This is a genomic window from Streptomyces sp. NPDC001922, assembly GCF_042891165.1.
GTDB lineage: Bacteria > Actinomycetota > Actinomycetes > Streptomycetales > Streptomycetaceae > Streptomyces.
Map to the genome: position 1 here is coordinate 64234 of NZ_JBIASV010000017.1, position 21995 is coordinate 86228.

The following is a 21995-nucleotide window of genomic DNA, read 5'->3' on the forward strand; positions in this document are numbered from 1 at the left end:
ACTCAACGGGACTCGCCCTCACGCATCGGGACGCGCACGCCGCGCTCCCCGGCGATCTCGTCGGCCCGGTCGTACCCCGCGTCGACATGGCGGATGACGCCCATGCCCGGGTCGTTGGTCAGCACCCGGCGGATCTTCTCCCCGGCGAGCGCGGTGCCGTCGGCGACCGTGACCTGACCGGCGTGCAGCGAACGGCCCATGCCGACGCCGCCGCCGTGGTGGATCGAGACCCAGGAGGCGCCGGAGGCCACGTTGACCATGGCGTTCAGCAGCGGCCAGTCGGCGATCGCGTCCGAGCCGTCGAGCATGGCCTCGGTCTCCCGGTACGGGGAGGCGACGGAGCCGCAGTCCAGGTGGTCGCGGCCGATGGCCAGCGGCGCCTGGAGGGTGCCGTCGGCGACCATCTCGTTGAACCGCTCCCCCGCCCGGTCCCGCTCGCCGTAGCCCAGCCAGCAGATCCGCGCGGGCAGGCCCTGGAAGTGGACCCGCTCCCCGGCCATCCTGATCCAGCGGGCCAGGGACTCGTTCTCCGGGAAGAGGTCGAGGATCGCCTTGTCGGTGGCCGCGATGTCCTTCGGGTCGCCGGACAGCGCCGCCCAGCGGAACGGGCCCTTGCCCTCGCAGAAGAGCGGCCGGATGTACGCGGGGACGAAGCCGGGGAAGGCGAACGCCCGCTCGTAGCCCGCGAGCTGGGCCTCGCCGCGGATCGAGTTGCCGTAGTCGAAGACCTCGGCGCCCGCGTCCTGGAAGCCCACCATCGCCTCGACGTGCCGCGCCATGGACTCCCGGGCCCGCTGGGTGAACTCGGCGGGCTTCTCCGCCGCGTAGGACGCCATGTCGGCGAAGTCGACGCCGAGCGGGAGGTAGGCGAGCGGGTCGTGGGCGGAGGTCTGGTCGGTGACGATGTCGATCGGCGCGCCCTCGGCGAGCATCCGCGGCAGCAGCTCGGCGGCGTTGCCGAGGAGCCCGATGGAGAGCGGCTTGCGGCGGTCGCGGGCGTCGGTGGCCAGGGCGAGCGCGTGCTCCAGGCTGTCCGCCCGGACGTCCAGGAAGCGGTGCTCGATCCGGCGCTCGATGGCGCGCGGGTCGCAGTCGATGCAGAGGGCGACGCCGTCGTTCATGGTCACGGCGAGCGGCTGGGCGCCGCCCATGCCGCCGAGACCGGCGGTGAGCGTGATCGTCCCGGCCAGGCTGCCGCCGAACTTCTTGGCGGCGACCGCCGCGAACGTCTCGTAGGTGCCCTGGAGGATGCCCTGGGTGCCGATGTAGATCCAGGAACCGGCCGTCATCTGGCCGTACATGGTCAGGCCGAGGGCTTCGAGCCGCCGGAACTCCTCCCAGTTGGCCCAGTCCCCCACCAGGTTGGAGTTGGCGATCAGCACGCGAGGCGCCCACTCGTGGGTCTGCATGACGCCGACCGGACGGCCGGACTGGACGAGCATCGTCTCGTCCTGCTTCAGCGTCCGCAGGGTGCGGACCATGGCGTCGAAGGAGCGCCAGTCGCGGGCCGCCTTGCCGGTGCCGCCGTAGACCACGAGCCGGTCCGGATGCTCGGCCACCTCGGGGTCGAGGTTGTTCTGCAGCATCCGCAGGGCGGCCTCCTGCTGCCACCCCGGAGTGCTCAGTTCCGTACCACGCGGTGCTCGCACGGGTCGCGGTCCTGACATCGGCACTGCCTCCCTGCCATCGGCCCGCGACCGTCCGCCGGAGGCGGGGACCGGGACCTTCCTGAGTCGGACACTTCTGAATGGGGCACCGGTGAATACGGCACCTTTGAATAGGGCACTGCACATACTCCTTGGGTGAATAGGAGTAGTCAACAGGGGGAGGCGGCGCCACGGCGGAAATCCGGCGACCGGGTCCCGGCCGCCGGGCCGGGAGGGGTGCGGTGGCGGGAATCGGGCGGGGCGGGAACCGGGCGGGAGCGGTGCGGCTCCGGGCGGGAGCGGTGCGGCTCCGGGCGGGAGCGGTGCGGCTCCGGGCGGGAGCGGTGCGGCTCCGGGCGGGAGCGGTGCGGCTCCGGCCGGACCGGGGGGGTGGCTCCGGCCGGGCAGGGGTGGATCCGGCCGGAGCCGCGGCGGCGCTACAGGGTGAAGCCGGACGGGAACGGGTCCGAGGGGTCCAGCAGGTACTGGCCCATCCCGGTGATCCACGCGCGGCCCGTGACGGTCGGGACGACGGCCTCGCTCCCGCCGACCTGTGCCGTGCCGACCAGACGGCCGGTGAAGCGGGTGCCGATGAACGACTCGTTGACGAAATCCCGGTGCAGCGGCAGTTCGCCGCGGGCGTGGAGCTGCGCCATACGGGCGCTGGTGCCGGTGCCGCACGGGGAGCGGTCGAACCAGCCGGGGTGGATGACCATGGCGTTCCGGGCGTGGCTGACGGGGGTGGGGTCGGGAGTGGGGGCGGCCGCGGGGGCGGGGTCAGTGGATTCCGGTGCTGTGGATTCGCGTGCTGTGCTTCCGGGTGCTGTGGATTCGCGTGCTGTGGATTCGGGGGCCGCCGTTCCCGGGGCGGTGAACTGGACGTGGTGGCAGCCCGAGATCGCCGGGTCCTCCCGGTGCACCGGCCGCCGCTCCTTGTTGATCGCCGCCATGAGGTCGAGGCCCGCGGCGAGGATCCGGTCCTTGTGCTCCCGGGAGAACGGGATGCCGAGCCGTTCGAGCGGAACGACGGCGTAGAAGTTGCCGCCGTACGCCATGTCATAGCGGACCTCCCCCAGGCCGGGCACCCGGACGGCCGCGTCCAGCTCGTCCGCGTACGACGGCACGTTCCGCAGCGTGACGTGCTCCGCCCGCCCGTCCCGGACCGCCACCCGGACCTCGACGAGACCGGCGGGGGTGTCCAGCCGCACCGTGGTGACCGGCTCGGTCACCTCGACCATGCCGGTCTCCACCAGCACCGTCGCCACCCCGATCGTGCCGTGCCCGCACATCGGCAGACAGCCGGAGACCTCGATGAACAGCACGCCCCAGTCCGCGTCCGGCCGGGTCGGCGGCTGGAGGATCGCGCCGCTCATCGCCGCATGGCCGCGGGGCTCGTTCACCAGCAACTGCCGGATGTGGTCGAGGTGTTCGACGAAGTACCGGCGCCGGTCGGCCATCGTGCCGCCGGGGATCGGGCCGACCCCGCCGGTGACGACCCGGGTGGGCATCCCCTCGGTGTGCGAGTCGACCGCGCTGAAGTACCGGGCCGCGCGCATCAGTCGGCCTCCGCCGGGGCCGGGCCGGCCGCCTCGGGCGTCGATCCGGTCGTGCCGGACATCGGGCCGGTCGTGCTGGACATCAGGCCGGTCGTGCCGGACATCGGGCCGGTCGTGCTGGGCATCGGCTCGCCCTCGGACAGCATCGGGCCGGCCTCGAACCGCTCCAGTGACGCGATGGCCTGCCGCAGATCGGCGTCGAGCCGGGCGAGGGACTCCCCGGTCAGCGGACCGCGCGGCGGGCGGCTCGGACCGCCGTACCGGCCGACGAGATCCATGCCCCGCTTGATGGCCTGCACGAACTCGGTGCGCGAATCCCACCGGAAGGCCGCGACCAGGGGTTCGTAGAGCGCCCGTGCCTCGGTGAGCTTTCCCGCCCGGGCCAGGTCGTAGAGGCGTACGCACTCGGCGGGGAAGACGTTCGGGAAGCCCGCGAACCAGCCGGTGGCCCCCATCAGCAGGGCCTCCAGCACGAGGTCGTCGGCGCCGGCGACGACGGCGAGCCGCGGTGCCTGCTCCTGGATGTGCAGGATGCGGCGGATGTCCCCGGAGAACTCCTTGATCGCCACGACGTTGTCGATCGCGGCGATCTCGCGCAGCATCTCGGGGGTCAGGTCGACCCTGGTGTCGATCGGGTTGTTGTACGCCATGACCGGCAGGCCCGCCTTCGCCACCTCGGTGAAGTGGTGGACCACCTCGGCGGTGCCGGCCCGGTACATCGTCGGCGGCAGGACCAGCACCCCGTCCGCCCCGTCCTCGGCGGCGAGTTCGGCCCAGTGGCGGGCCTGGTGCGCGCCGGGGCCATGGGCTCCGACGACGACGGCCGCGTCCCGGCCGACCGCCTCGACGGCCGTCCGGGCGACGGCGCGGCGCTCGGCGTCGGTGAGCGAGGAGTACTCCCCGAGGGAGCCGTTGGGGCCCACGCCGTCGCAGCCGTTGTCCACCAGCCAGCGGCAGTGCTCGGCGTAGCGGTCGAGGTCGGGGCGGAGGGCGGCGGGGGCGGTGGGGGCCTCGGTGTAGGGGAGGGCGGTCGCGACGATGACGCCGGTGAGGGGGTTGGGGGTGGGGTTGGCGTCGGGGTGGCCGGGGTGACGGGTGTGGGCGGTGTCGGGGGGCATGGTGGCGGTCCTCCTCGGGCGGGGTGTGGAGCGCGGGATTGCGGTGACGGGGTGTGCTGGTTCGGGGTCCCTGCCAGTGCCGGGTGCGGGGTCCCTGCGGGTGCCGGGGGCGGTGTCCCTGCGGGTGCGGAGTACGGGGTGCCGGGTGCGGGGTTGCGGGGTGCGGGGTCCCTGTGGGTCGCCGGGTGTCGTTGTTGGGTGCGGGCCTGTGGTGGGTTTCGGGGGCGGGGGGGGGGGGGGGGGGGGGGGGGGGGGTTCCGGAACGTATATTTACGGGCCCTGGGGGCCCACAAATACACGGCAGCTTCCGGAACCCCCCACCCCTGCGCCCCCACCCCCTGACGTCCACCCAGCCCTGCGGCCCCATTCCTTGACGTCCGGACCGACCCCCGTCGTAGCGTCCCCGGACCTGCCCGGCCGCTTCTGTTCACCGCGCCCTGCCGTCGACCGGTCCTGTGGCCCCAGGTGTTCGGGGTCGGCCCCTGGGCGCTACGGCGGTTGTGGCGGTGGTTCGGCCAGGTCTCCGAGGCGGATCGGCTGGGCGATCGGGCGGCGGTCCGACGGGGGGAGGCCCGCGAGTTCGGCCGTGTTGCGGCCGCAGATCCGGCCCTGGCAGGGGCCGAGGCCGGCGCGGCTGGTGAGTTTCAGGACCCGCATGCCGTCGGCGCCGCGGTCCCGGAGCGCGGTCCGCAGGTCGCCGTAACCGACCTCCTCGCAGCGGCAGATGAGGGTGTCGTCGGTGAGCCAGCCGGGCCAGCCCGGGCGGACCGGGTGGGCCGCGGCGAGCGCGGCGGCGAACCGGCGGCCGGCCCGGACGCGGGCCGCGGCGCGCGGTGTGTTCGCGCCGATGACGGCCGCGCCCGCCACGGTGCCCTCGGCCGCCGCGAGGTCCGCGCCGCCGATGCCGGTGATCTCGCCCGCCGCGTACACCCCGGGCACCGAGGTGGCCTGGCGGGCGTCGACCGCGACGACCGGGTGGCCGTCCGGGCCGGGACGCAGGGAGCAGCCCGCGGCGACGGCCAGTTCGAGCTGCGGGGTGAAGCCGAAGCCGACGCAGACGGCGTCCACTCCGTCGATGCGCCGGAGCGCGCGGATGTTCCAGTCCCGGTCCAGGCGGGCCACGGTCACCGCCTCGACGCGGTCCGCGCCGTGCGCCGCGACCACCGCGGTGCGGTGGCGGTACGGGACGTTCCGGCGGGCCAGCCGGGCGGTGTACGCGGCGAGTTCGGGGAGTTTGGCGCGACCGTCCCGGAGCGCGGTGACGGGCCGGCGCAGCCAGCGGGCGGGGGTGCCCGCCTCGTACACGCCGAGCAGCTCGGCGCCCGCGTCCAGCAGTGCGGACGCGACGGGGAGCAGGAACGGGCCGGTGCCGGAGAGGACCACCCGGCGGCCCACCGCGAGCCCCTGTCCCTTGGCCAGCGCCTGGGCGGCGCCCGCGGTGCAGACGCCGGGCAGGTCCCAGCCGGGGAAGGGCAGCGCCCGGTCGTACGCGCCGGGGCAGAGGATCAGCGACCGGGCGTCCAGGGTGTCCACCGGCCGGGCGGCGTCGGCGGGCCCCTGCTGGGTGTGGATCCGGTGGGTGCCGTCCGGGCCCGGTTCGACGGCCCAGACGGACGTGTGCGGGCGGTGGTCGATCCGGGGATGGCCGAGCACCGCCCGGGCGGGCGCGGCGGGTGGTCCGGTGGGCGTCTGCCGGTGGAACTGGCCGCCGGGGCGTGCGCCGTTGTCGAGCAGCACGACGTCCGCGGCGGCGCCGGCGGCGAGGGCCGCCGCCATCCCGGCGGGTCCGGCCCCCACCACGACCACGGCGTTCATGACGCGGTGCCGATCGCGTCGCCGTCGGCCGCCTCGCGGAGGCAGGCGCGCACGTCCGGCAGGCCGTTGACCGTCACCAGACAGTCGTGACAGACCCCGATCCCGCAGAAGACGCCGCGCGGCCGGCGGCCGGTCCGGGTGGTGCGCCAGGAGACTCGGCCCGCGGCCAGGAGCACCGCCGCCACGGTCTGTCCGGGCCGGAAGCCGCGCGGCTCCCCGTCGACGGTCACTGTGGGCACGGCGGTTCCTCCAGTCCCGGACGGTCCACCCGGAACGGCTCCGGGTCCAGATGCGGCCGCTCCCCCGCGTACAGCTCGGCGAGCAGTTCGCCGGTGGCCGCGGCCAGGCCGATTCCCGCGCCCTCGTGGCCGGTCGCGTGCCACAGCCCCGGCCGCCGCGGGTCCTCGCCGATGACCGGCAGATGGTCCGGGGTGTACGGGCGGAAGCCGCCGTAGGCGCGCATCACCGGGACGTTCCGCAGGCCGGGGAAGAGGACGGCGGCCCGGCGGGCGAGGCGGCGCAGGACGTCGATCCGCACGGTGTCGTCGAAGCCGGCGCGCTGCCGGCTCGACCCGATGAGGACGGTGCCGGCCCGGGTCGACTCCACCACGGTCGAGGTGCTCAGGTCGGCGTCGTCGCTGCCGACCGCGCCGACGTACCCGGCGTCGTACACCTTGTGCCGGACGGTGCCGGGCGGCAGCGGGGCGGTGACCAGGATCATGCCGCGCCGTGGCAGGACGGGCAGCGGGGCGCCGGCCGCGGCGGCGAAGGACGCGGTCCACGGGCCGCAGGCGCTCACCACCGCGCCGCAGGGGACGGTGCCGGAGCGGGTGACCAGGCCGGTGACCCGGTCGCCGGTCCGGTCGACGCCGACCGCTTCGATGCCGGTCCGGACCTCCCCGCCGCGGGCGCGGACCGCGGCGAGCAGCGCGGTGGCGGCCAGCACCGGCTGGAGCTGGGCGTCCTCCGGGTAGAACACCGCGCCGCGCACCTCCGGCGTCAGGCCCGGTTCCCGGTCCGCGGCCTCGGCCGGGGTGAGTGCCTGCGCGGTGACGCCGGCGGCGCGCTGGGCCGCGGCGAACTCCGTGAGGGCGCCGGCCTCCTCGGGGCCGGTGGCGACGACCAGCCCGCCCTTGGGCTCGTACTCGCAGGCCGCGCCCGGGCCCAGTTCGTCCGCGAGGGCGGCGAGCAGCCGCGGCCAGCGGCGCAGGGAGGCCTGGGCGAGGGCGAGTTCGGGGCCCGGCGGCTTGTCGGAGACGAGGAGGTTGCCCTCGCCGCACGCGGTGGTGCCGGAGGCGAGCGGCCCGCGGTCCAGGACGGCGACCCGTAAGCCGCGGCGCGTCAGGGCCTCGGCGCAGGCCGCGCCGGTGATGCCGCTGCCGACGACGATCACGTCGGGGTGTTTCCGGAGGACGAGCATGCACCGCACCGCCGTTCTCTAGAAAGAACGGCAGTGACGTTAGTGCGGCACCGTGGAGCGGTCAATGCCCTCGGGGTACTCGATCACCAGCACCGAGGAGACCGGCGTGTCGCCCGCGGTCTCGTAGATGTGCGGACGCGCCCCGGGCAGGCAGACGTAGTCGCCGGGCCCCAGCTCGTACGGGTCCTCCGGCGGGCCGACGCGCAGCACCCCCGCGGTGACCACCACGTGCTCCACGCCGGGATGCCCCTCGGAGTACTGCCGGGCCCCGGGGCGCACCCGCTGGTCGTAGACCTCCAGCACCCCGCCCCGGGGTTCGATCCGGCGCAGGATCCGCAGGTCCACGGCCTCGCTGCTCAGCACTTCGAGGCCGGCGGAGCGGACGAGCAGCACGTCCGGTTCGGTGCGCTCGGTCAGCAGATCGGAGACGGGCACCTTGAGGGCGTTCGACAAACTGAACACTGTCTGGATCGTGGGGTTGCCGAGCCCCGCCTCCAGCTGGGACAGCGCGCTCTTGGCCACGCCCGACCTGCGGGCGACCTCGGACAGCGACAGGCCCCGCTCCGTGCGCAGGGCTCGGAGGTTCGCCCCCAGCATCCGCCCCGCCCGCCCCTGCTCCCCGGCCACGGCTCCTCCTCGGTCGGCGGCCGCCACTGTATCCGGGTCATTTCTGGCCAGAGGTGGCGGGCGGATGGTGGAGTGGCTTCATGAGCACCTCGGACAGGAACACCACGGCGGGGGACATCACGGCGGCAGAGACCACGGGCGGGGGCATCGCGGCCGGGAGCGACGAGGACCGGGCGGCGCGGCGCGAGCGGGCCGTACGGGCCGCCGTCGAGCAGGGCCTGATCGGGACGGAGGAGCCGGTCGTCGGACTGCTGGACGTGGCCGGCATCCGGGAGTCCGCCGCCGCGCTGCGGGCGGCGTTCGACGAGGTCACCGCCCCCGGCACCCCCGTACTGCACGCCTTCGCGGTGAAGGCCGCGCCCCTGGTGCCGGTGCTGCGGCTGCTCGCCGAGGAGGGGGTGGGCTGCGAGGTGGCCAGCCCCGGGGAGCTCGCGCTCTCCCGCGCGGCCGGGGTGCCCATCGAGGACACCGTGCTGGACTCCCCCGCCAAGACGCCCGCCGAGCTGCGCGAGGCGCTGGAGCTGGGCATCGCCCTCAACGCCGACAACCCCCAGGAGCTGGCCCGGATCGACGCGGCGGTCGCCGCCGCGCCGAGCCGCTCGCCGCTCGGACTGCGGGTCAATCCGCAGGTCGGCGGCGGATCCATCGGCGCGCTGAGCACTGCCACCGCCACCTCCAAGTTCGGGGTCGCGCTGCGCGACGAGGGGGCCCGCGCCTGGGTGCTGCGCGCCTACGCGGAGCGGCCGTGGCTGACCCGGCTGCACGCCCACACCGGCTCCCAGGGCGTCCCGCTGGAGCTCATGGCGGAGGGCGTCCGGGCCACGTACGAGCTGGCCGAGGAGATCAACGCGGCGGCCGGCCGGCGGCAGGTCGACACCCTGGACATCGGCGGCGGCCTCCCGGTCAACTTCGGCTCCGACGAGACGACCCCCACCTTCCGGGAGTACGCGCAGGTGCTGCGGGACACCGTCCCCGGGCTGCTCGACGGCCGGTACGGGCTGGTCACCGAGTTCGGCCGGTCGCTGCTGGCCAAGAACGGCCTGGTGCTGGCGCGGGTGGAGTACACCAAGAGCGCGGGCGGGCGCCCCATCGCGGTCACCCACGCCGGGGCCCAGCTGGCCACCCGTACGGTCTTCGTCCCCGATGCCTGGCCGCTCCGGGTGGAGGCGTACGACGCGCAGGGCCGGCCCCGGACCGGACCGGCCGTCGCCCAGGACGTCGCGGGGCCCTGCTGCTTCGCGGGCGACCTGGTGGCCGAGAACCGCCCCCTGCCGCCGGTCGAGGCGGGTGACCTCGTCGCGCTGCTCGACACCGGCGCGTACTACTTCACCAACCACTTCGCCTACAACACGCTGCCGCGCCCGGCGGTGCACGGCTTCACCGGCGGGCCGGCGGAACCGGTGCGCTTCGCGATGGCGCGCCCCCAGCAGACGGTGGAGGAGCTGGTCGCGGAGAGCGGTGGCGGCTTCCGGGACGCCTTCACGGGGGCGTGACGGCGGGGCGTGAGGGCCGGGGCGTGAGGGCGGGCGGGTGACGGCGACGGTCCGACGGCCGGGGGCGCCGACAGGACATTCCTCCGACGGGGCGTGACCCGCCGGGCCACACACCCGGCGGGCGCTCCTCAGTCCGCGAACAGCCCGCTCAGTCCACGAACAGCCCGCGCGCCGCGGCCCGTGCGTCGAACTCCTCCAGGCTCGCCTGCGCGTCCGGCAGCGCGTCGCACATCGCCTCCAGCAGGACCCGGCCCAGCAGCATCGGCGCGCAGGCCGTGTCGAAGGCGAGCCCGGTGCCGACGGCCGCGGGCAGCAGCAGATCGGTGTGCCCGGCCACCGGGGCGAAGGCGCTGTCGGCCACGGTGACCACGGTCAGGCCCGACTCCCGGGCGTGCTCCAGGGCGTCCACGACCTCCCGCGGGTGGCGGGGCAGCGCGAAGCAGAGCAGCGCGTTCGCCCCCGCCCGCGCCGCGGCGTCGATCCGGTCGGCGAGCATCGTGCCGCCCTCGTCGAGCAGCCGGACGTCCGGGTGCACCTTGGCGGCGAAGTAGGCGAAGCCGCGGGCCTGGGCGGAGGCCGCCCGCAGCCCGAGGACCGGCAGCGGACGGGATCCGGCCAGCAGCCGTCCCGCGCGCTCCACCGGCGCGGGGTCGGCGAGCAGTGCCGCGAGGTGCCGCAGATTGCCGATCTCGGCCTGGACCGCCTGCTGGTACTCGTTGAGCGCCGCGGCCTCCGCCTCCGGCCGCTCCGCGGGGGCGACCTCGCGCAGGTGCCTGCGGAGCGCCGGGTAGCCGTCGAAGCCCAGGGCGACCGCGAACCGGGTCACCGACGGCTGGCTGACCCCGGCGAGTTCGGCCAGCTCGACGCTGGACAGGAAGGGGACGTCCGCGGCCCGCCGCACCATGCAGTGGGCGATGCGCCGCTGCGTGGGCGTCAGCCGGTGTCCCTCGAAGAGCTGTTGCAGCCGGGCGGCCGCGCCCTCCGTGCCGCCGGTGTCCGCGTCGCTCATCCGGTCCTCCCTGTCCGTCGTGCGCCGAGCTCCGCCCGCGGTCCGGTGGGCGAGCGGGGATCCGGCCGCGTCGCGTCGTCCGTCGGCGGCCGGGCCCGGGCCGAAGGCGCCGTGTCCGTCCCGGCCCGGGGACCGCGGCGGCGCCTATTCAGCCACCATGAGCTCTGCATGACCATATACAGGCGGCCCCGGTCGGCGCACCCTTCCGCAGTCCGGCCGGCCCGCCCGGGAGGACGAGCTCAGAGCGGCGGCAGCAGGCGCTTCTGCGGCTTGCCCATGGCGTTGCGGGGCAGCGCCTCCAGGAAGACCACCCGGCGCGGGCGCTTGTGGGCCGACAGGTGCCCGGCCACGAAGTTGATCAGCTCGTCCTCACCGGCCCCGTCGGCCACGACATAGGCCACGATCTGCTGCCCCAGGTCGTCGTGCGGGACGCCGACGACGGCCGCCTCCCGGACCGCGGGGTGGTCCAGCAGGGCGTTCTCCACCTCACCCGCACCGACCCGGTAGCCGCCGGACTTGATCAGGTCGGTGGAGGCGCGGCCCACGATGCGGTGGGTGCCGTCGGGCTCGACGGCGGCGATGTCGCCGGTGCGGAACCAGCCGTCGTCGGTGAAGGACGCGGCGGTCGCCTCGGGCCGGCCCAGGTAGCCGCTGAACAGGGTCGGGCCGGTGAGCTGGAGCTCCCCGATCCCGCCCCCCTCCTCGGCGACGACCCGGGTCGCGATGCCGGGCAGCGGGGTGCCGACGCAGCCGGGCCGGCGGTCCCCGTCGGCCCGCGCGCTGACGGTGATCAGCGTCTCGGTCATGCCGTACCGCTCGACCGGCCGGTGCCCGGTCAGCTCCGCCAGGTCCCGGAAGACGGGGGCGGGCAGCGCCGCGCTGCCCGACACCAGCAGCCGGGCGCCGCTCAGCGCCCGCGCGGCCGTGGCGTCCCCGGCGACCCGCCCCCACACCGTGGGGACGCCGAAGTACAGGGAGCCGCCCGCCGCCGCGTACGCCCCGGGCGTCGGCCGGCCCGTGTGGACCAGGCGGCTGCCGACCCGCAGCGCCCCCAGCACCCCCAGCACCAGGCCGTGCACATGGAACAGCGGCAGCCCGTGGACCAGGGTGTCGCCGGGCGTCCACGCCCACGCCTCGGCCAGGGCGTCCAGATCGGCGGCGACGGCCCCGCGCGGGATCAGCGCGCCCTTGGGGGCTCCGGTCGTGCCGGAGGTGTAGAGGATCAGCGCGGTGGTGTCCGGCGCGGGCTCGGCCTTGTTCCAGTCGGCCCGCTCCCGGACGTCCACCGGGACGCCCTCCACGCCGTCCGCGCCGTCGCCCCCGAGCAGCAGTTCGGCGCCCGAGTCCCGCAGGATGTGGCTCCGCTCGGCCGGTCCCGCGTCGGGCGGCAGCGGGACGACCGGGACCCCGGCCAGCAGCCCGCCGACCACGGCCACCACGGTCTCCAGCGACGCGTCGGCCCGTACGGCGACGGCCGGGGCCCCCGCGATCCGTCCGGCGACCGCGCCGGCCGCCCCCACCAGCTCCTCCCGGGAGGAGGAGCGCCCGGCGACGGTGAGCGCGTCGGGACGGTCGGCGCCGTACGGCCCGGCCAGGGAGGGCAGCAGAACTCCGGTCACGGATGCGCTCCTTCACCCCGGGGACGTCCCCGGTTCGGTTGGGGGCCGGGCCCCCGGTTGCGGTCACCGTGACCGTAGCGCGCGGGGCACGGCGGGCCCGAGCCGGGGAACCGTGACGCCGTGGGCCACGCACGCCGGAAACCCCTGCGGCCCCGGCCGGAGCCGGGGCCGCAGAGGGGAAGCGGATGAGCGGGGACCGCCGCACCCCGGCCGGGAGGCCGGGGGCGGGACGACGGCGGTCCCCGCGGGGGACGCGGGCCGGGTCAGGGCCGGTCTGCCACGTCCGGGCGCCACGGAGGTCCGGGAGCCGCTCCGGAGGTCCTGGGCGCCGCCTGTGGAAGCCGGTGTCGTCCTTGCCGACATCCCCTACGGTGCCCCACCCGTGTTAAGTCCGTGCTGCGGGCGCGTGACGCATACGTACCTCTTACGCGAAGGCCCGGCCCGGGAGGGTCATTTGGCGTCCTTCGCCAGGAACGCGAGCAGGTCCTGCCGGCTCACCACACCCTTCGGCTTGCCCTCCACCAGCACGATCGCGGCGTCGGCCCGCTCCAGGACCGACATCAGGTCGGCGACCTGCTCGCCCGAGCCGACCTGCGGCAGCGGCGGGCTCATGTGCTTCTCCAGCGGGTCGGTGAGCGACGCGCGCTGGGCGAAGAGCGCGTCCAGCAGCTCCCGCTCCACCACCGAGCCGATGACCTCGGCGGCCATCACGTCGGGGTGGCCGGCGCCGGGCTTCACGATCGGCATCTGCGAGACGCCGTACTCGCGCAGCACGTCGATGGCCTCGCCGACCGTCTCGTCCGGGTGCATGTGGACGAGCGAGGGCAGGGCGCCCTCCTTGTAGGCCAGCACGTCGGCGACGCGGGCGCTGGTCCCGGCCTCCTCCAGGAAGCCGTAGTCCGCCATCCACTCGTCGTTGAAGATCTTGCTGAGGTAGCCGCGGCCGCTGTCCGGCAGCAGCACGACCACCACGTCGTCGGGGCCGAGGCCCTCGGCGACCTTCAGCGCGCCGACGACCGCCATGCCGCAGGAGCCGCCGACCAGCAGGCCCTCCTCCTTGGCGAGCCGGCGGGTCATCTGGAAGGCGTCCTTGTCGGAGACGGCGACGATCTCGTCGGTCACCTTCGGGTCGTACGCGGTGGGCCAGAAGTCCTCACCGACGCCCTCGATCAGGTACGGGCGGCCGGAGCCGCCGGAGTACACCGAGCCCTCCGGGTCCGCGCCGACGATCCGCACCCGGCCCTCGGAGATCTCCTTCAGGTACCGGCCGGTGCCGCTGATCGTGCCGCCGGTGCCGACGCCCGCGACGAAGTGCGTGATCTTCCCCGCCGTCTGCTCCCACAGCTCCGGGCCGGTGGTCTCGTAGTGCGACCGCGGGTTGTTCGGGTTGCTGTACTGGTCGGGCTTCCAGGCGCCGGGCGTCTCCCGGACGAGCCGGTCCGAGACGTTGTAGTACGAGTCGGGGTGCTCGGGGTCGACGGCGGTCGGGCAGACCACGACCTCCGCGCCGTACGCCCGCAGCACGTTGATCTTGTCGGTGGACACCTTGTCCGGGCAGACGAAGATGCACTTGTAGCCCTTCTGCTGGGCCACGATCGCCAGGCCCACCCCGGTGTTGCCGGAGGTGGGCTCCACGATGGTGCCGCCTGGCTGCAGCGCGCCGGACTCCTCGGCCGCCTCGATCATCCGGACGGCGATGCGGTCCTTCACGGACCCGCCCGGGTTGAAGTATTCGACCTTGGCCAGGACGGTCGCCTGGATGCCCTCGGTCACGTTGTTGAGCCGCACCAGCGGGGTGTTGCCGACGAGCTCAATCATCGAATCGTGATACTGCACGACGTTCTCCAAGTCAGGCGGGGTCTCCGCGGTCGGGCGGGCAGCCGCTCTCGCGGGCCCGTGCCTGCCCAGCCTATTCCGCCGGGGCCCGCCGTACGGAGGCGTTGCGGGACCGGCCGCACGGGGCACCTAACCAGTGGCACGGTCGGACAGCGGGAGGCGGGCCGGACACATGTCGATGTCGAGGGCGAGGGTGGCGCGGCGGATCGCGGCGGCGGCGGCATACGGCGGCGGGGGGATCGGGCTGCTGGGCGGCGCCACCGTCGGGCTGCTGATGACCGAGGTGCAGCTGGCGCGACGGGTGGTGGGCGGCTCGGGCGACCTCCCGCCGAACGCGGACGGCCGCTACGGACTGGCCTTCGCCCGGCAGGCCGGGCACCGGCCGCTGCGGCTCGCCCTGGCCGGTGACTCCACGGCGGCCGGGCAGGGGGTGCACCGGCCGCGGCAGACACCGGGCGCGCTGCTCGCCTCGGGGCTGGCGGCGGTCGCCGAGTGCCCGGTGGACCTGCGGACCGTGGCGCTCCCCGGTGCCCAGTCCGACGACCTGGAACGGCAGGTCGCGCTGCTGCTCGCGGACAGCAGCCTGGTGCCCGACGTCTGCGTGATCATGATCGGGGCGAACGACGTCACCCACCGCATGCCGCCCGCCCGCTCGGTGCGGCTGCTGGCGGACGCGGTGCGCCGGCTCCGGGAGAAGAACTGCCAGGTGGTCGTCGGCACCTGCCCCGACCTGGGCACCATCGAGCCGGTCTACCAGCCGCTGCGCTGGGTGGCCCGCCGGATGAGCCGCCAGCTGGCCGCGGCCCAGACCATCGGCGCGGTCGAACAGGGCGGCCGGACGGTCTCCCTCGGCGATCTCCTCGGCCCGGAGTTCGAGGCGAATCCGCGGGAGCTGTTCGGCCCGGACAACTACCACCCGTCGGCCGAGGGTTACGCCACCGCCGCGATGGCCGTGCTGCCGACGCTCTGCGCGGTGCTGGGGCTGTGGCCCGCGGCGGAGGACCGCCCGGACGCCTCACGGCACGAGGGCATCCTGCCGGTCGCGGAGGCCGCGGCGCAGGCGGCCGCCGAGGGCGGCACCGAGGTCGCGGCGGCCGCGCCGGTCGGCATCCGGGGCCCGTGGGTGCTGCTCAAGCGCCGCCGCCGGCGGCGTCTCCCGCCGAGCGACCTGCCGGGCGCGGCCCGGGCGAGGGTGCGGGGGCCGGACTCGACGGTGCACGGCCCGGACTGACCCGGCGGGCACCTCGTCCCGTCCGCTCCGGTGGGCGGACCGGGGCCGGCCGGCCGGAGATCCGGACGCGCCGGCCGACGGAAAGCGGGCCCGCGACCGGCGGAAACGGGACGCCCGCGACCGGCGATCCGGGCCCGCCGACCGGAGCCGGCCGCGGGGCCGGAGCTGTCAACGAACGGCTCCGGATCCGCCGGTTGCCGGGTCCGGGCCGCGGGTACACCCCGGTCGGCGGCGCCGGGCCACGGCTGCCGGGCTCCCGCACTCCCCGACGACACCTGAGCGGGCGCTTAGAAAAGAGGCCCGCGTCACAGCACCCAAGCCGTGACCTCGGCAGTACGTGCAGGTAACTTCCCACACAGTTCCGCCGTCCCGCCCGCCGTGGCCCGGCGCCCCGACCAGGCGCCGCGCGCGCCACCTCATTCCCTCTGGAGCCGTGATGCCCGAAGCCGTGATCGTCTCAGCCGCCCGCACACCGATCGGACGCGCCTTCAAGGGCTCCCTCAAGGACGTCCGCCCGGACGACCTGACCGCCGGGATCATCCAGGCCGCGCTCGCCAAGGTCCCCGAGCTGGACCCGCGCGACATCGACGACCTGATGCTCGGCTGTGGCCTCCCCGGCGGCGAGCAGGGCCACAACCTGGGCCGGATCGTCGCGGTCCAGCTGGGCATGGACCACCTGCCGGGCTGCACCATCACCCGTTACTGTTCCTCCTCGCTCCAGACCTCCCGGATGGCGCTGCACGCCATCAAGGCCGGTGAGGGCGACGTCTTCATCTCGGCCGGTGTCGAGACCGTCTCGCGCAGCATCAAGGGCAGCTCCGACGGCCTGCCGGACACCCACAACCCGCTGTTCGCCGACGCCGAGGCCCGTACGGCCGCCCGCGCCGAGCAGGAGGGCACCGACTGGCACGACCCGCGCGAGGACGGCCTGATCCCGGACGCGTACATCGCGATGGGCCAGACCGCCGAGAACCTGGCCCGCCTCAAGGGCGTGACCCGCCAGGACATGGACGAGTTCGGCGTGCGGTCGCAGAACCTCGCCGAGGAGGCCATCAAGAACGGCTTCTGGGAGCGCGAGATCACCCCGGTGACCACCCCCGACGGCACGGTCGTCAGCAAGGACGACGGTCCGCGCGCGGGCGTCACCCTGGAGGGCGTGCAGGGCCTGAAGCCGGTGTTCCGCCCCGACGGCCTGGTCACCGCGGGCAACTGCTGCCCGCTGAACGACGGCGCCGCCGCCCTGGTGATCATGTCCGACACCAAGGCCCGCGAGCTCGGCCTGACCCCGCTGGCCCGCATCGTCTCCACCGGCGTCTCCGGCCTCTCCCCCGAGATCATGGGCTACGGCCCGGTCGAGGCGTCCAAGCAGGCCCTGCGGCGGGCCGGGCTGTCCATCGGGGACATCGACCTGGTCGAGATCAACGAGGCGTTCGCCGCGCAGGTCATCCCCTCCTACCGCGACCTGGGCATCGACATCGACAAGCTGAACGTCAACGGCGGCGCCATCGCCGTCGGCCACCCCTTCGGCATGACCGGCGCCCGGATCACCGGCACGCTGATCAACAGCCTGCAGTGGCACGACAAGCAGTTCGGCCTGGAGACCATGTGCGTCGGCGGCGGGCAGGGCATGGCGATGGTCATCGAGCGGCTGAGCTGAGCAACCTGCCGGGGGAGGATGCCGGCCGCCTTCGTCCGGGTGGCGCCGACGGCGGCCGGGGCCGGCCCGGGAAAACGGCCCGGCCCGGGAACGAGGAACGAGGCCCCGCCCCCGCCCGCCGCAAGCGAAGCGGAACGCGACCGGCAGCAGCACGCGGCTGAGCCGAGCCGCCGCAGAGGGCAGAGACGCTCCGGGGAGCCGGAGTCACCCGCGGCCCGCAGCGGAAGCGAAGCGGAACCGACCCCCGGGGAACGCGCCGCCGGCCGGCGCGCGACAGCCCGGGATACGGGCGTCCGCACCGGCCACTCGGCCGTGACCGAATCTCCCCCAGGATGTGATGTATGTCCTGGGGGAGCTTCATTTGTGCAGGTCGAACCCTTGCCCGTGGACGGACAAGGTCCAAGGGCCCGACCGTTTCAGGACGTTTTGCACTGCCCGAGGGAGGCGGCGCACGACAAGCTGAGGTAGGAATTCGGGGGATCCAGTCGAATCGGGAGTACGTCAGTGAGCGCCATGTCCCTTGCCCTGCTGTTGGCCGCGGTCGCCGCCACGGCTCTGGGCGCAGCGGCCCTGCACACTGCTCGTGGTCTGCGGAAGCAGCTCACCGCCCTGCGCGCGGAGCTCGCCCGACCGGCCGCGGCGGAGTCCGCCGCCGTCCCCGCCGCCCGCGCGGTGCCCGCCGAGGAGATACGGGCGGCCGTCGCCGACGCCCTCGCCGAGGAGCGCGAGCGGGAGCTCGCCGAGGCGCGGGCGTTCTGGGCGGCGCAGGAGGCCCGCGACGCGGCCGACTCGCCCCCGCTGCTGGGCCCGCTGACCGGCCCGGGTGACGAGGCCCCGCTGTATCTGCCGCGCCAGACCGACTTCGCCGGGGTGGAGCCGTTCCTGGGTGCCGAGGCGCTCGACGCGCTGGACGCCCTGGAGGCGGCCATCGAGGAGCCGGGCGTGCCCGCCGAGGACGTCCCGGAGTCCGCGGAGTCCCCGGAGCTGGCCGCGGCCCGCCGGCGGCACCCCTCGCACCCCGCCAACTCCCAGGACACGGGCGGCGGCACCTCGGTGCCCGCCGTCGCGGACCACGAGCGCACCGTGACCCGGCTGGAGCAGCTGGCGGAGGACGCCACCCCGCTCACCGACGTCCGCCCCGGCCCGCTCGGCACCCTGGACGTGTACGTCTTCGCGGACGGCACCACGATCTGCATGACGCCGGGCGACCGGGAGACCGCGGAACAGCTCGCCGCGGCGCTGCGCGCGGGCAACGCGCCGGTACTGCTGGGCGGTTCCGGGATCTCCGGCGCCTACGCCATGACCTTCGCCTACGGCGAGGAGAGCGTGTTCGTCCTCGCGGACCGCGTCATCGCCTCGCTCTGACGCCCGCGGAGCCGTCCCCCGGAGCCGCCCCCGGAGCCGGCCGTACCGGCGTCGGACCGTGAGCCGACCGCCCCGGGCCGGCCCGCCTGCGCGCCCCTCGGCGGCACCGTCCCCCGGCACGCCCGGACCGGGCCCGTGCCCGTACGTCGGCACGCGCCCGCCGGAACGCCACCCGGCGCCACCGGCCCGCCGCACGCCCCGAACCGGCTCCGGGCACGCCCCGAACCGGCCCCCGGCCGACCGGGCGCCCGGCACCACCACCCATGGCGCGCCCGGCCCGCGTACCGGCACGTGTCAGAGGCCGCAGCGCTCCGCCGCGGCCTCCACCAGTGCGACGGCGTCGGCGAGGTCGGCGCCCCCCGGCGCGGGGGCGGCCGGCTGTGCGCCGGACGCGCTCCGGAGTGCCTCCGCCAGATCGTGACCCGCCACCGCCACTTGGTCGGCCACCGCGAACATGCCCACCTCGGGCATCGGCCGGGGCTCCGCCCCGGGGGACTCGATGCCGTGGGCCCGCCGGGCCAACTCCCGGGCCAGCGCCAGCCCCTCGTCGGCGGCGCCCCGCTGGAGGCGGCTCTGCGGGGCCGACCGCAGCCGGTCGGCCAGACTGTCCACGGCAGCCACCAAGGGCGTCACATCAAGCACGGCGCGAGCCTATGCGCCGCCCCGGGCCTGTTGCCAACGGGCGGACAGTCGGGCACGGTGTCCGGAAGGACCAATCCGGCACACGCAAGTGAACCGGCAATGGACGCGTCCGGAGGCGCTGATGTCCCAAGTCTTCTCCGAAGAGACCCACCGGAACCTGCTCTCCCGTATCCCCCAGTGCACTGGTCGTGAAGTCTCCGACTGGCTGCGCACCGTCGATGACGGCCCCGCTCTCCTCCGCTTCGAGGAAAAGGTCAACTGGCTCCGCGGCGCGCACGAGCTCGCCTACGGCCACGCCAAAGCGATCATCCATGAACACGATCTGAGGCGCGCCGCGCGCAAGCGCGGCTAGGACGCGCCCGGGTGCCCGGCCCGGCCGTGGCCGCGCACACCACCACCCGTCCGAGCACAGGCCGAAGGGCCCGGAGGCAGTGCCTCCGGGCCCTTCGCGGTGTCCGTACGGCGCGCGGTGCGCCGGGACCCGTGCGTCAGTCGCCGCGCAGGATCGAGATCAGGCGCAGCAGTTCGAGGTAGATCCACACCAGCGTCAGGGTGAGACCGAACGCCGCGAGCCAGGACTCCTCGCGCGGCGCGCCGTAGGCGATGCCGTCCTCGACCTGCTTGAAGTCCAGCGCCAGGAAGCAGGCGCCCAGGACGACGCCGATGACGCCGAAGAGGATGCCCATGCCACCGGTGCGGAAGCCGAGACCGTCACCGCCGCCGAAGGCCATGAACAGCAGGTTCACGGCGGTCAGCAGCACGAAGCCGATGGCGGCCGCCATCACGTAGCGGTAGAAGCGCTGGTTCACCCGGATGAGCCGGGTCCGGTAGGCGATCAGCACACCGACGAAGACCGCCAGCGTGCCGAGGACCGCCTGCATCGGGGCGCCCTCGAGCTGGGCGTTGATCGCGCCGCTGAGACCGCCGAGGAACAGGCCTTCGAATGCCGCATACGTCAGGATCAGGGCAGGCGACGCCTTGCGCTTGAACGCCTGGACCAGGCCGAGCACCATCGCGACCAGACCGGCGCCGATGGCGAGGCCGAGGCCCTGTCCGGACAGCGCGATCCAGCCCGCGACGGCACCGACGATGACCGTGCCGAGCGTCATGCCCGTCCGCATGACGACGTCGTCCATCGTCATCCGGCCGGCCTGCGGCGGCGCTCCCTGTACGTAGGGGTCGGCCATCTGCGTGTGCTGGTCGGCGGGCTGCGCGTACGGGTTGCCCGCCTGCTGGGCGTACGGGTTGCCGGGCGCCTGCGCGTACGGGTTGCCTGCGTACGGGTTGCCCTGCTGGGCTGCGGCGGGGCCCCCGGCCTGCGGCGGCGCGTTGAAGCCCGCGTAGCCGGTGTCGCGGCTGAACCCTCGTCGCGAGAAGACCGGGTTGCTGCTCCTCATCTCATTCCTCCATGGCCGTCGGGCGCGACCTTGCCCCAAGAGTAATGGGTAAGCAAAGGATGCACTCTAGTACCGGAGGAGGATCTTTGGGAGGAGTCGGTGAGCCCCCCAGAGGATCCCGGAGCCACGTGTCGCGACCGGACGGGCACGAAGAGTGCGCCCGGGGGGATGGCGAGGTGCCCGGAGCCGGACTTGAACCGGCACGGCCCGAAGGCCAGTGAGGTTTAAGCTCACCGTGTCTGCATTCCACCATCCGGGCGGGCTTCCCGAACCGTCCGAACGTCTTACGGTCCTCCCCAGAGCGCAGCCCGAGCCTATCCGGGCCCGCCCCCTGAACAGCCCTGCGACAGAACGAGGTTGTCTGATTTTATTGGCAGCTGAGGGGGCGTCAGCAAGGCGCTGACAGTGGTAGAGACCTTGTCGGGCCGGATGGCCCGGGTCACCTGTTCGGCCGGGATTGACGGAAAATGGCCGCCCCTCTCAGGGGTGCTGTCATCCCCAAGGAGGACCCGGCGACGCCGGGCTACCTCCCAGGACTGCCGACGGAACCGGCGTCGGGACTGATTACGGAGGGCCCCCTCGGCCAGCACGATGGAGCGGTCCTCACGAACAGCACCGTCCGACAGGAGCACCCTTCCGTGACCACCACCTCTTCCGGCGTCCAGACCGCCTCCCGCACCGCGGTGGCCGCCCGCGCCACGGATCTGACGAAGGTCTACGGCGAGGGCGAGACCCAGGTGGTCGCGCTCGACAGGGTCTCCGTGGAGTTCCGCAGCGCCGAGTTCACCGCGATCATGGGCCCCTCGGGCTCCGGCAAATCGACGCTGATGCACTGTGTCGCGGGCCTGGACTCCATATCGTCCGGATCCGCCCTCATCGGTGACACCGAGCTGACGAGACTGAAGGACAAGCAGCTCACCCGGTTGCGCCGCGACAAGATCGGCTTCATCTTCCAGGCCTTCAACCTGCTGCCGACCCTCAACGCGCTGGAGAACATCACCCTTCCGATGGACATCGCCGGCCGCAAGCCCGACGCGACGTGGCTCGATCTGGTGGTGCAGACCGTGGGGCTCTCCGGACGGCTGAAGCACCGGCCGACCGAGCTGTCCGGCGGCCAGCAGCAGCGCGTGGCCGTCGCCCGCGCCCTGGCGGGCAAGCCCGAGATCATCTTCGCGGACGAGCCCACCGGCAACCTGGACTCGCGGTCCGGCGCCGAGGTCCTCGGCTTCCTCCGCAACTCCGTGCGGGAGCTGGGCCAGACCGTGGTGATGGTGACCCACGACCCGGTCGCCGCCTCCTACGCCGACCGGGTGATCTTCCTGGCCGACGGCCGGATCGTCGACGAGCTGCACGGACCGACCGCGGACGGCGTCCTCGACCGGATGAAGCGCTTCGACGCCAAGGGCCGCACCAGCTGAACCCACGGCCGACCCGCCGCCCCGCACCACCGGCCGCCCGCACCACCCGTCGCTGAGCGGCCCGCCACCGGCCGCCCGCTCCACCGGTCGCCGAGCGGCCCGCCGCCGGCCGCCCCCGTCGTTCCGCGTCGCGCCCTTCCTCGTCC

18 protein-coding genes and 1 tRNA gene are annotated in these 21995 nt (G+C 74.6%); 6 read left to right on the top strand and 13 right to left on the bottom strand.

The window, feature by feature from the left end:
* Positions 1 to 2: 2 nt before the first annotated feature.
* The 7 genes from hutU to ACFYYR_RS28295 form a co-directional block, all read right to left on the bottom strand.
* Positions 3 to 1667 carry a urocanate hydratase gene (hutU, locus tag ACFYYR_RS28265; protein WP_388859498.1) on the bottom strand — a complete coding sequence of 555 codons (1665 nt, stop codon included), beginning with the start codon at positions 1665 to 1667 and terminating at the stop codon, positions 3 to 5.
* Between the two features lie 416 nt (positions 1668 to 2083).
* Complete coding sequence (locus ACFYYR_RS28270; protein ID WP_388859501.1) at positions 2084 to 3202, bottom strand: proline racemase family protein; 1119 nt, start codon at positions 3200 to 3202, stop codon at positions 2084 to 2086.
* Entirely contained in the window at positions 3202 to 4320 is a 1119-nt protein-coding gene (locus tag ACFYYR_RS28275) for a dihydrodipicolinate synthase family protein (protein WP_388859504.1), read from the bottom strand. The genes ACFYYR_RS28270 and ACFYYR_RS28275 overlap by 1 nt, the downstream gene beginning before the upstream one ends.
* A gap of 489 nt (positions 4321 to 4809) precedes the next feature.
* Complete coding sequence (locus ACFYYR_RS28280; RefSeq protein WP_388859507.1) at positions 4810 to 6135, bottom strand: FAD-dependent oxidoreductase; 1326 nt, start codon at positions 6133 to 6135, stop codon at positions 4810 to 4812.
* Positions 6132 to 6374, bottom strand: coding sequence for a 2Fe-2S iron-sulfur cluster-binding protein (locus tag ACFYYR_RS28285; RefSeq protein ID WP_388859510.1), 243 nt, complete (start codon positions 6372 to 6374; stop codon positions 6132 to 6134). The genes ACFYYR_RS28280 and ACFYYR_RS28285 overlap by 4 nt, the downstream gene beginning before the upstream one ends.
* Entirely contained in the window at positions 6362 to 7555 is a 1194-nt protein-coding gene (locus ACFYYR_RS28290) for an NAD(P)/FAD-dependent oxidoreductase (RefSeq protein ID WP_388859513.1), read from the bottom strand. Before ACFYYR_RS28290 ends, ACFYYR_RS28285 begins: the two co-directional genes overlap by 13 nt.
* A 39-nt stretch (positions 7556 to 7594) precedes the next feature.
* Positions 7595 to 8182, bottom strand: a complete 588-nt coding sequence (locus ACFYYR_RS28295; protein WP_388859516.1) for a helix-turn-helix domain-containing protein — start codon at positions 8180 to 8182, stop codon at positions 7595 to 7597.
* A gap of 80 nt (positions 8183 to 8262) precedes the next feature.
* On the opposite strand from ACFYYR_RS28295, the gene ACFYYR_RS28300 reads away from it, so the two are divergent.
* Positions 8263 to 9675 (top strand): diaminopimelate decarboxylase, encoded by a 1413-nt coding sequence (locus ACFYYR_RS28300; RefSeq protein ID WP_388859519.1) that lies wholly within the window; start codon positions 8263 to 8265, stop codon positions 9673 to 9675.
* 148 nt (positions 9676 to 9823) lie between these two features.
* On the opposite strand, the gene ACFYYR_RS28305 is transcribed toward ACFYYR_RS28300, so the two are convergent.
* From ACFYYR_RS28305 to ACFYYR_RS28315, 3 genes are all read right to left on the bottom strand, one after another.
* The gene (locus tag ACFYYR_RS28305) at positions 9824 to 10684 is read right to left on the bottom strand and encodes a MurR/RpiR family transcriptional regulator (protein ID WP_388859522.1); all 861 of its coding nucleotides are present in this window, start codon (positions 10682 to 10684) and stop codon (positions 9824 to 9826) included.
* A gap of 239 nt (positions 10685 to 10923) precedes the next feature.
* On the bottom strand, positions 10924 to 12303 hold the full coding sequence (locus ACFYYR_RS28310; RefSeq protein WP_388859525.1) for an acyl-CoA synthetase: 1380 nt from the start codon (positions 12301 to 12303) through the stop codon (positions 10924 to 10926).
* A 450-nt stretch (positions 12304 to 12753) separates the two neighbouring features.
* Positions 12754 to 14139, bottom strand: a complete 1386-nt coding sequence (locus ACFYYR_RS28315; protein WP_388859528.1) for a cystathionine beta-synthase — start codon at positions 14137 to 14139, stop codon at positions 12754 to 12756.
* A gap of 172 nt (positions 14140 to 14311) precedes the next feature.
* Here ACFYYR_RS28315 and ACFYYR_RS28320 point away from each other — a divergent pair, with 172 nt between their 5' ends.
* From ACFYYR_RS28320 to ACFYYR_RS28330, 3 genes are all read left to right on the top strand, one after another.
* Positions 14312 to 15370: an SGNH/GDSL hydrolase family protein gene (locus ACFYYR_RS28320; RefSeq protein WP_388859531.1), complete on the top strand. Its 1059-nt coding sequence runs from the start codon at positions 14312 to 14314 to the stop codon at positions 15368 to 15370.
* A 436-nt stretch (positions 15371 to 15806) separates the two neighbouring features.
* On the top strand, positions 15807 to 17027 hold the full coding sequence (locus ACFYYR_RS28325) for an acetyl-CoA C-acetyltransferase (protein WP_388859534.1): 1221 nt from the start codon (positions 15807 to 15809) through the stop codon (positions 17025 to 17027).
* 504 nt (positions 17028 to 17531) lie between these two features.
* Positions 17532 to 18392, top strand: coding sequence for a hypothetical protein (locus ACFYYR_RS28330; RefSeq protein ID WP_388859537.1), 861 nt, complete (start codon positions 17532 to 17534; stop codon positions 18390 to 18392).
* A 294-nt stretch (positions 18393 to 18686) separates the two neighbouring features.
* On the opposite strand, the gene ACFYYR_RS28335 is transcribed toward ACFYYR_RS28330, so the two are convergent.
* Positions 18687 to 19034 carry a hypothetical protein gene (locus tag ACFYYR_RS28335; protein WP_388859540.1) on the bottom strand — a complete coding sequence of 116 codons (348 nt, stop codon included), beginning with the start codon at positions 19032 to 19034 and terminating at the stop codon, positions 18687 to 18689.
* Between the two features lie 121 nt (positions 19035 to 19155).
* On the opposite strand from ACFYYR_RS28335, the gene ACFYYR_RS28340 reads away from it, so the two are divergent.
* On the top strand, positions 19156 to 19386 hold the full coding sequence (locus ACFYYR_RS28340) for a DUF4287 domain-containing protein (protein WP_351506128.1): 231 nt from the start codon (positions 19156 to 19158) through the stop codon (positions 19384 to 19386).
* 136 nt (positions 19387 to 19522) lie between these two features.
* Here ACFYYR_RS28340 and ACFYYR_RS28345 read toward each other — a convergent pair whose 3' ends face one another.
* Both ACFYYR_RS28345 and ACFYYR_RS28350 read right to left on the bottom strand, forming a co-directional pair.
* A complete protein-coding gene (locus ACFYYR_RS28345; protein WP_388859544.1) occupies positions 19523 to 20431 on the bottom strand; it encodes a Bax inhibitor-1/YccA family protein in 909 nt (302 codons plus the stop codon).
* Between the two features lie 177 nt (positions 20432 to 20608).
* Positions 20609 to 20690 (bottom strand) — tRNA-Leu (locus ACFYYR_RS28350).
* Positions 20691 to 21069: 379 nt separating this feature from the next.
* Between ACFYYR_RS28350 and ACFYYR_RS28355 the strand changes: the two genes are divergently transcribed.
* Positions 21070 to 21849: an ABC transporter ATP-binding protein gene (locus tag ACFYYR_RS28355; RefSeq protein ID WP_388859547.1), complete on the top strand. Its 780-nt coding sequence runs from the start codon at positions 21070 to 21072 to the stop codon at positions 21847 to 21849.
* Positions 21850 to 21995: the final 146 nt, after the last annotated feature.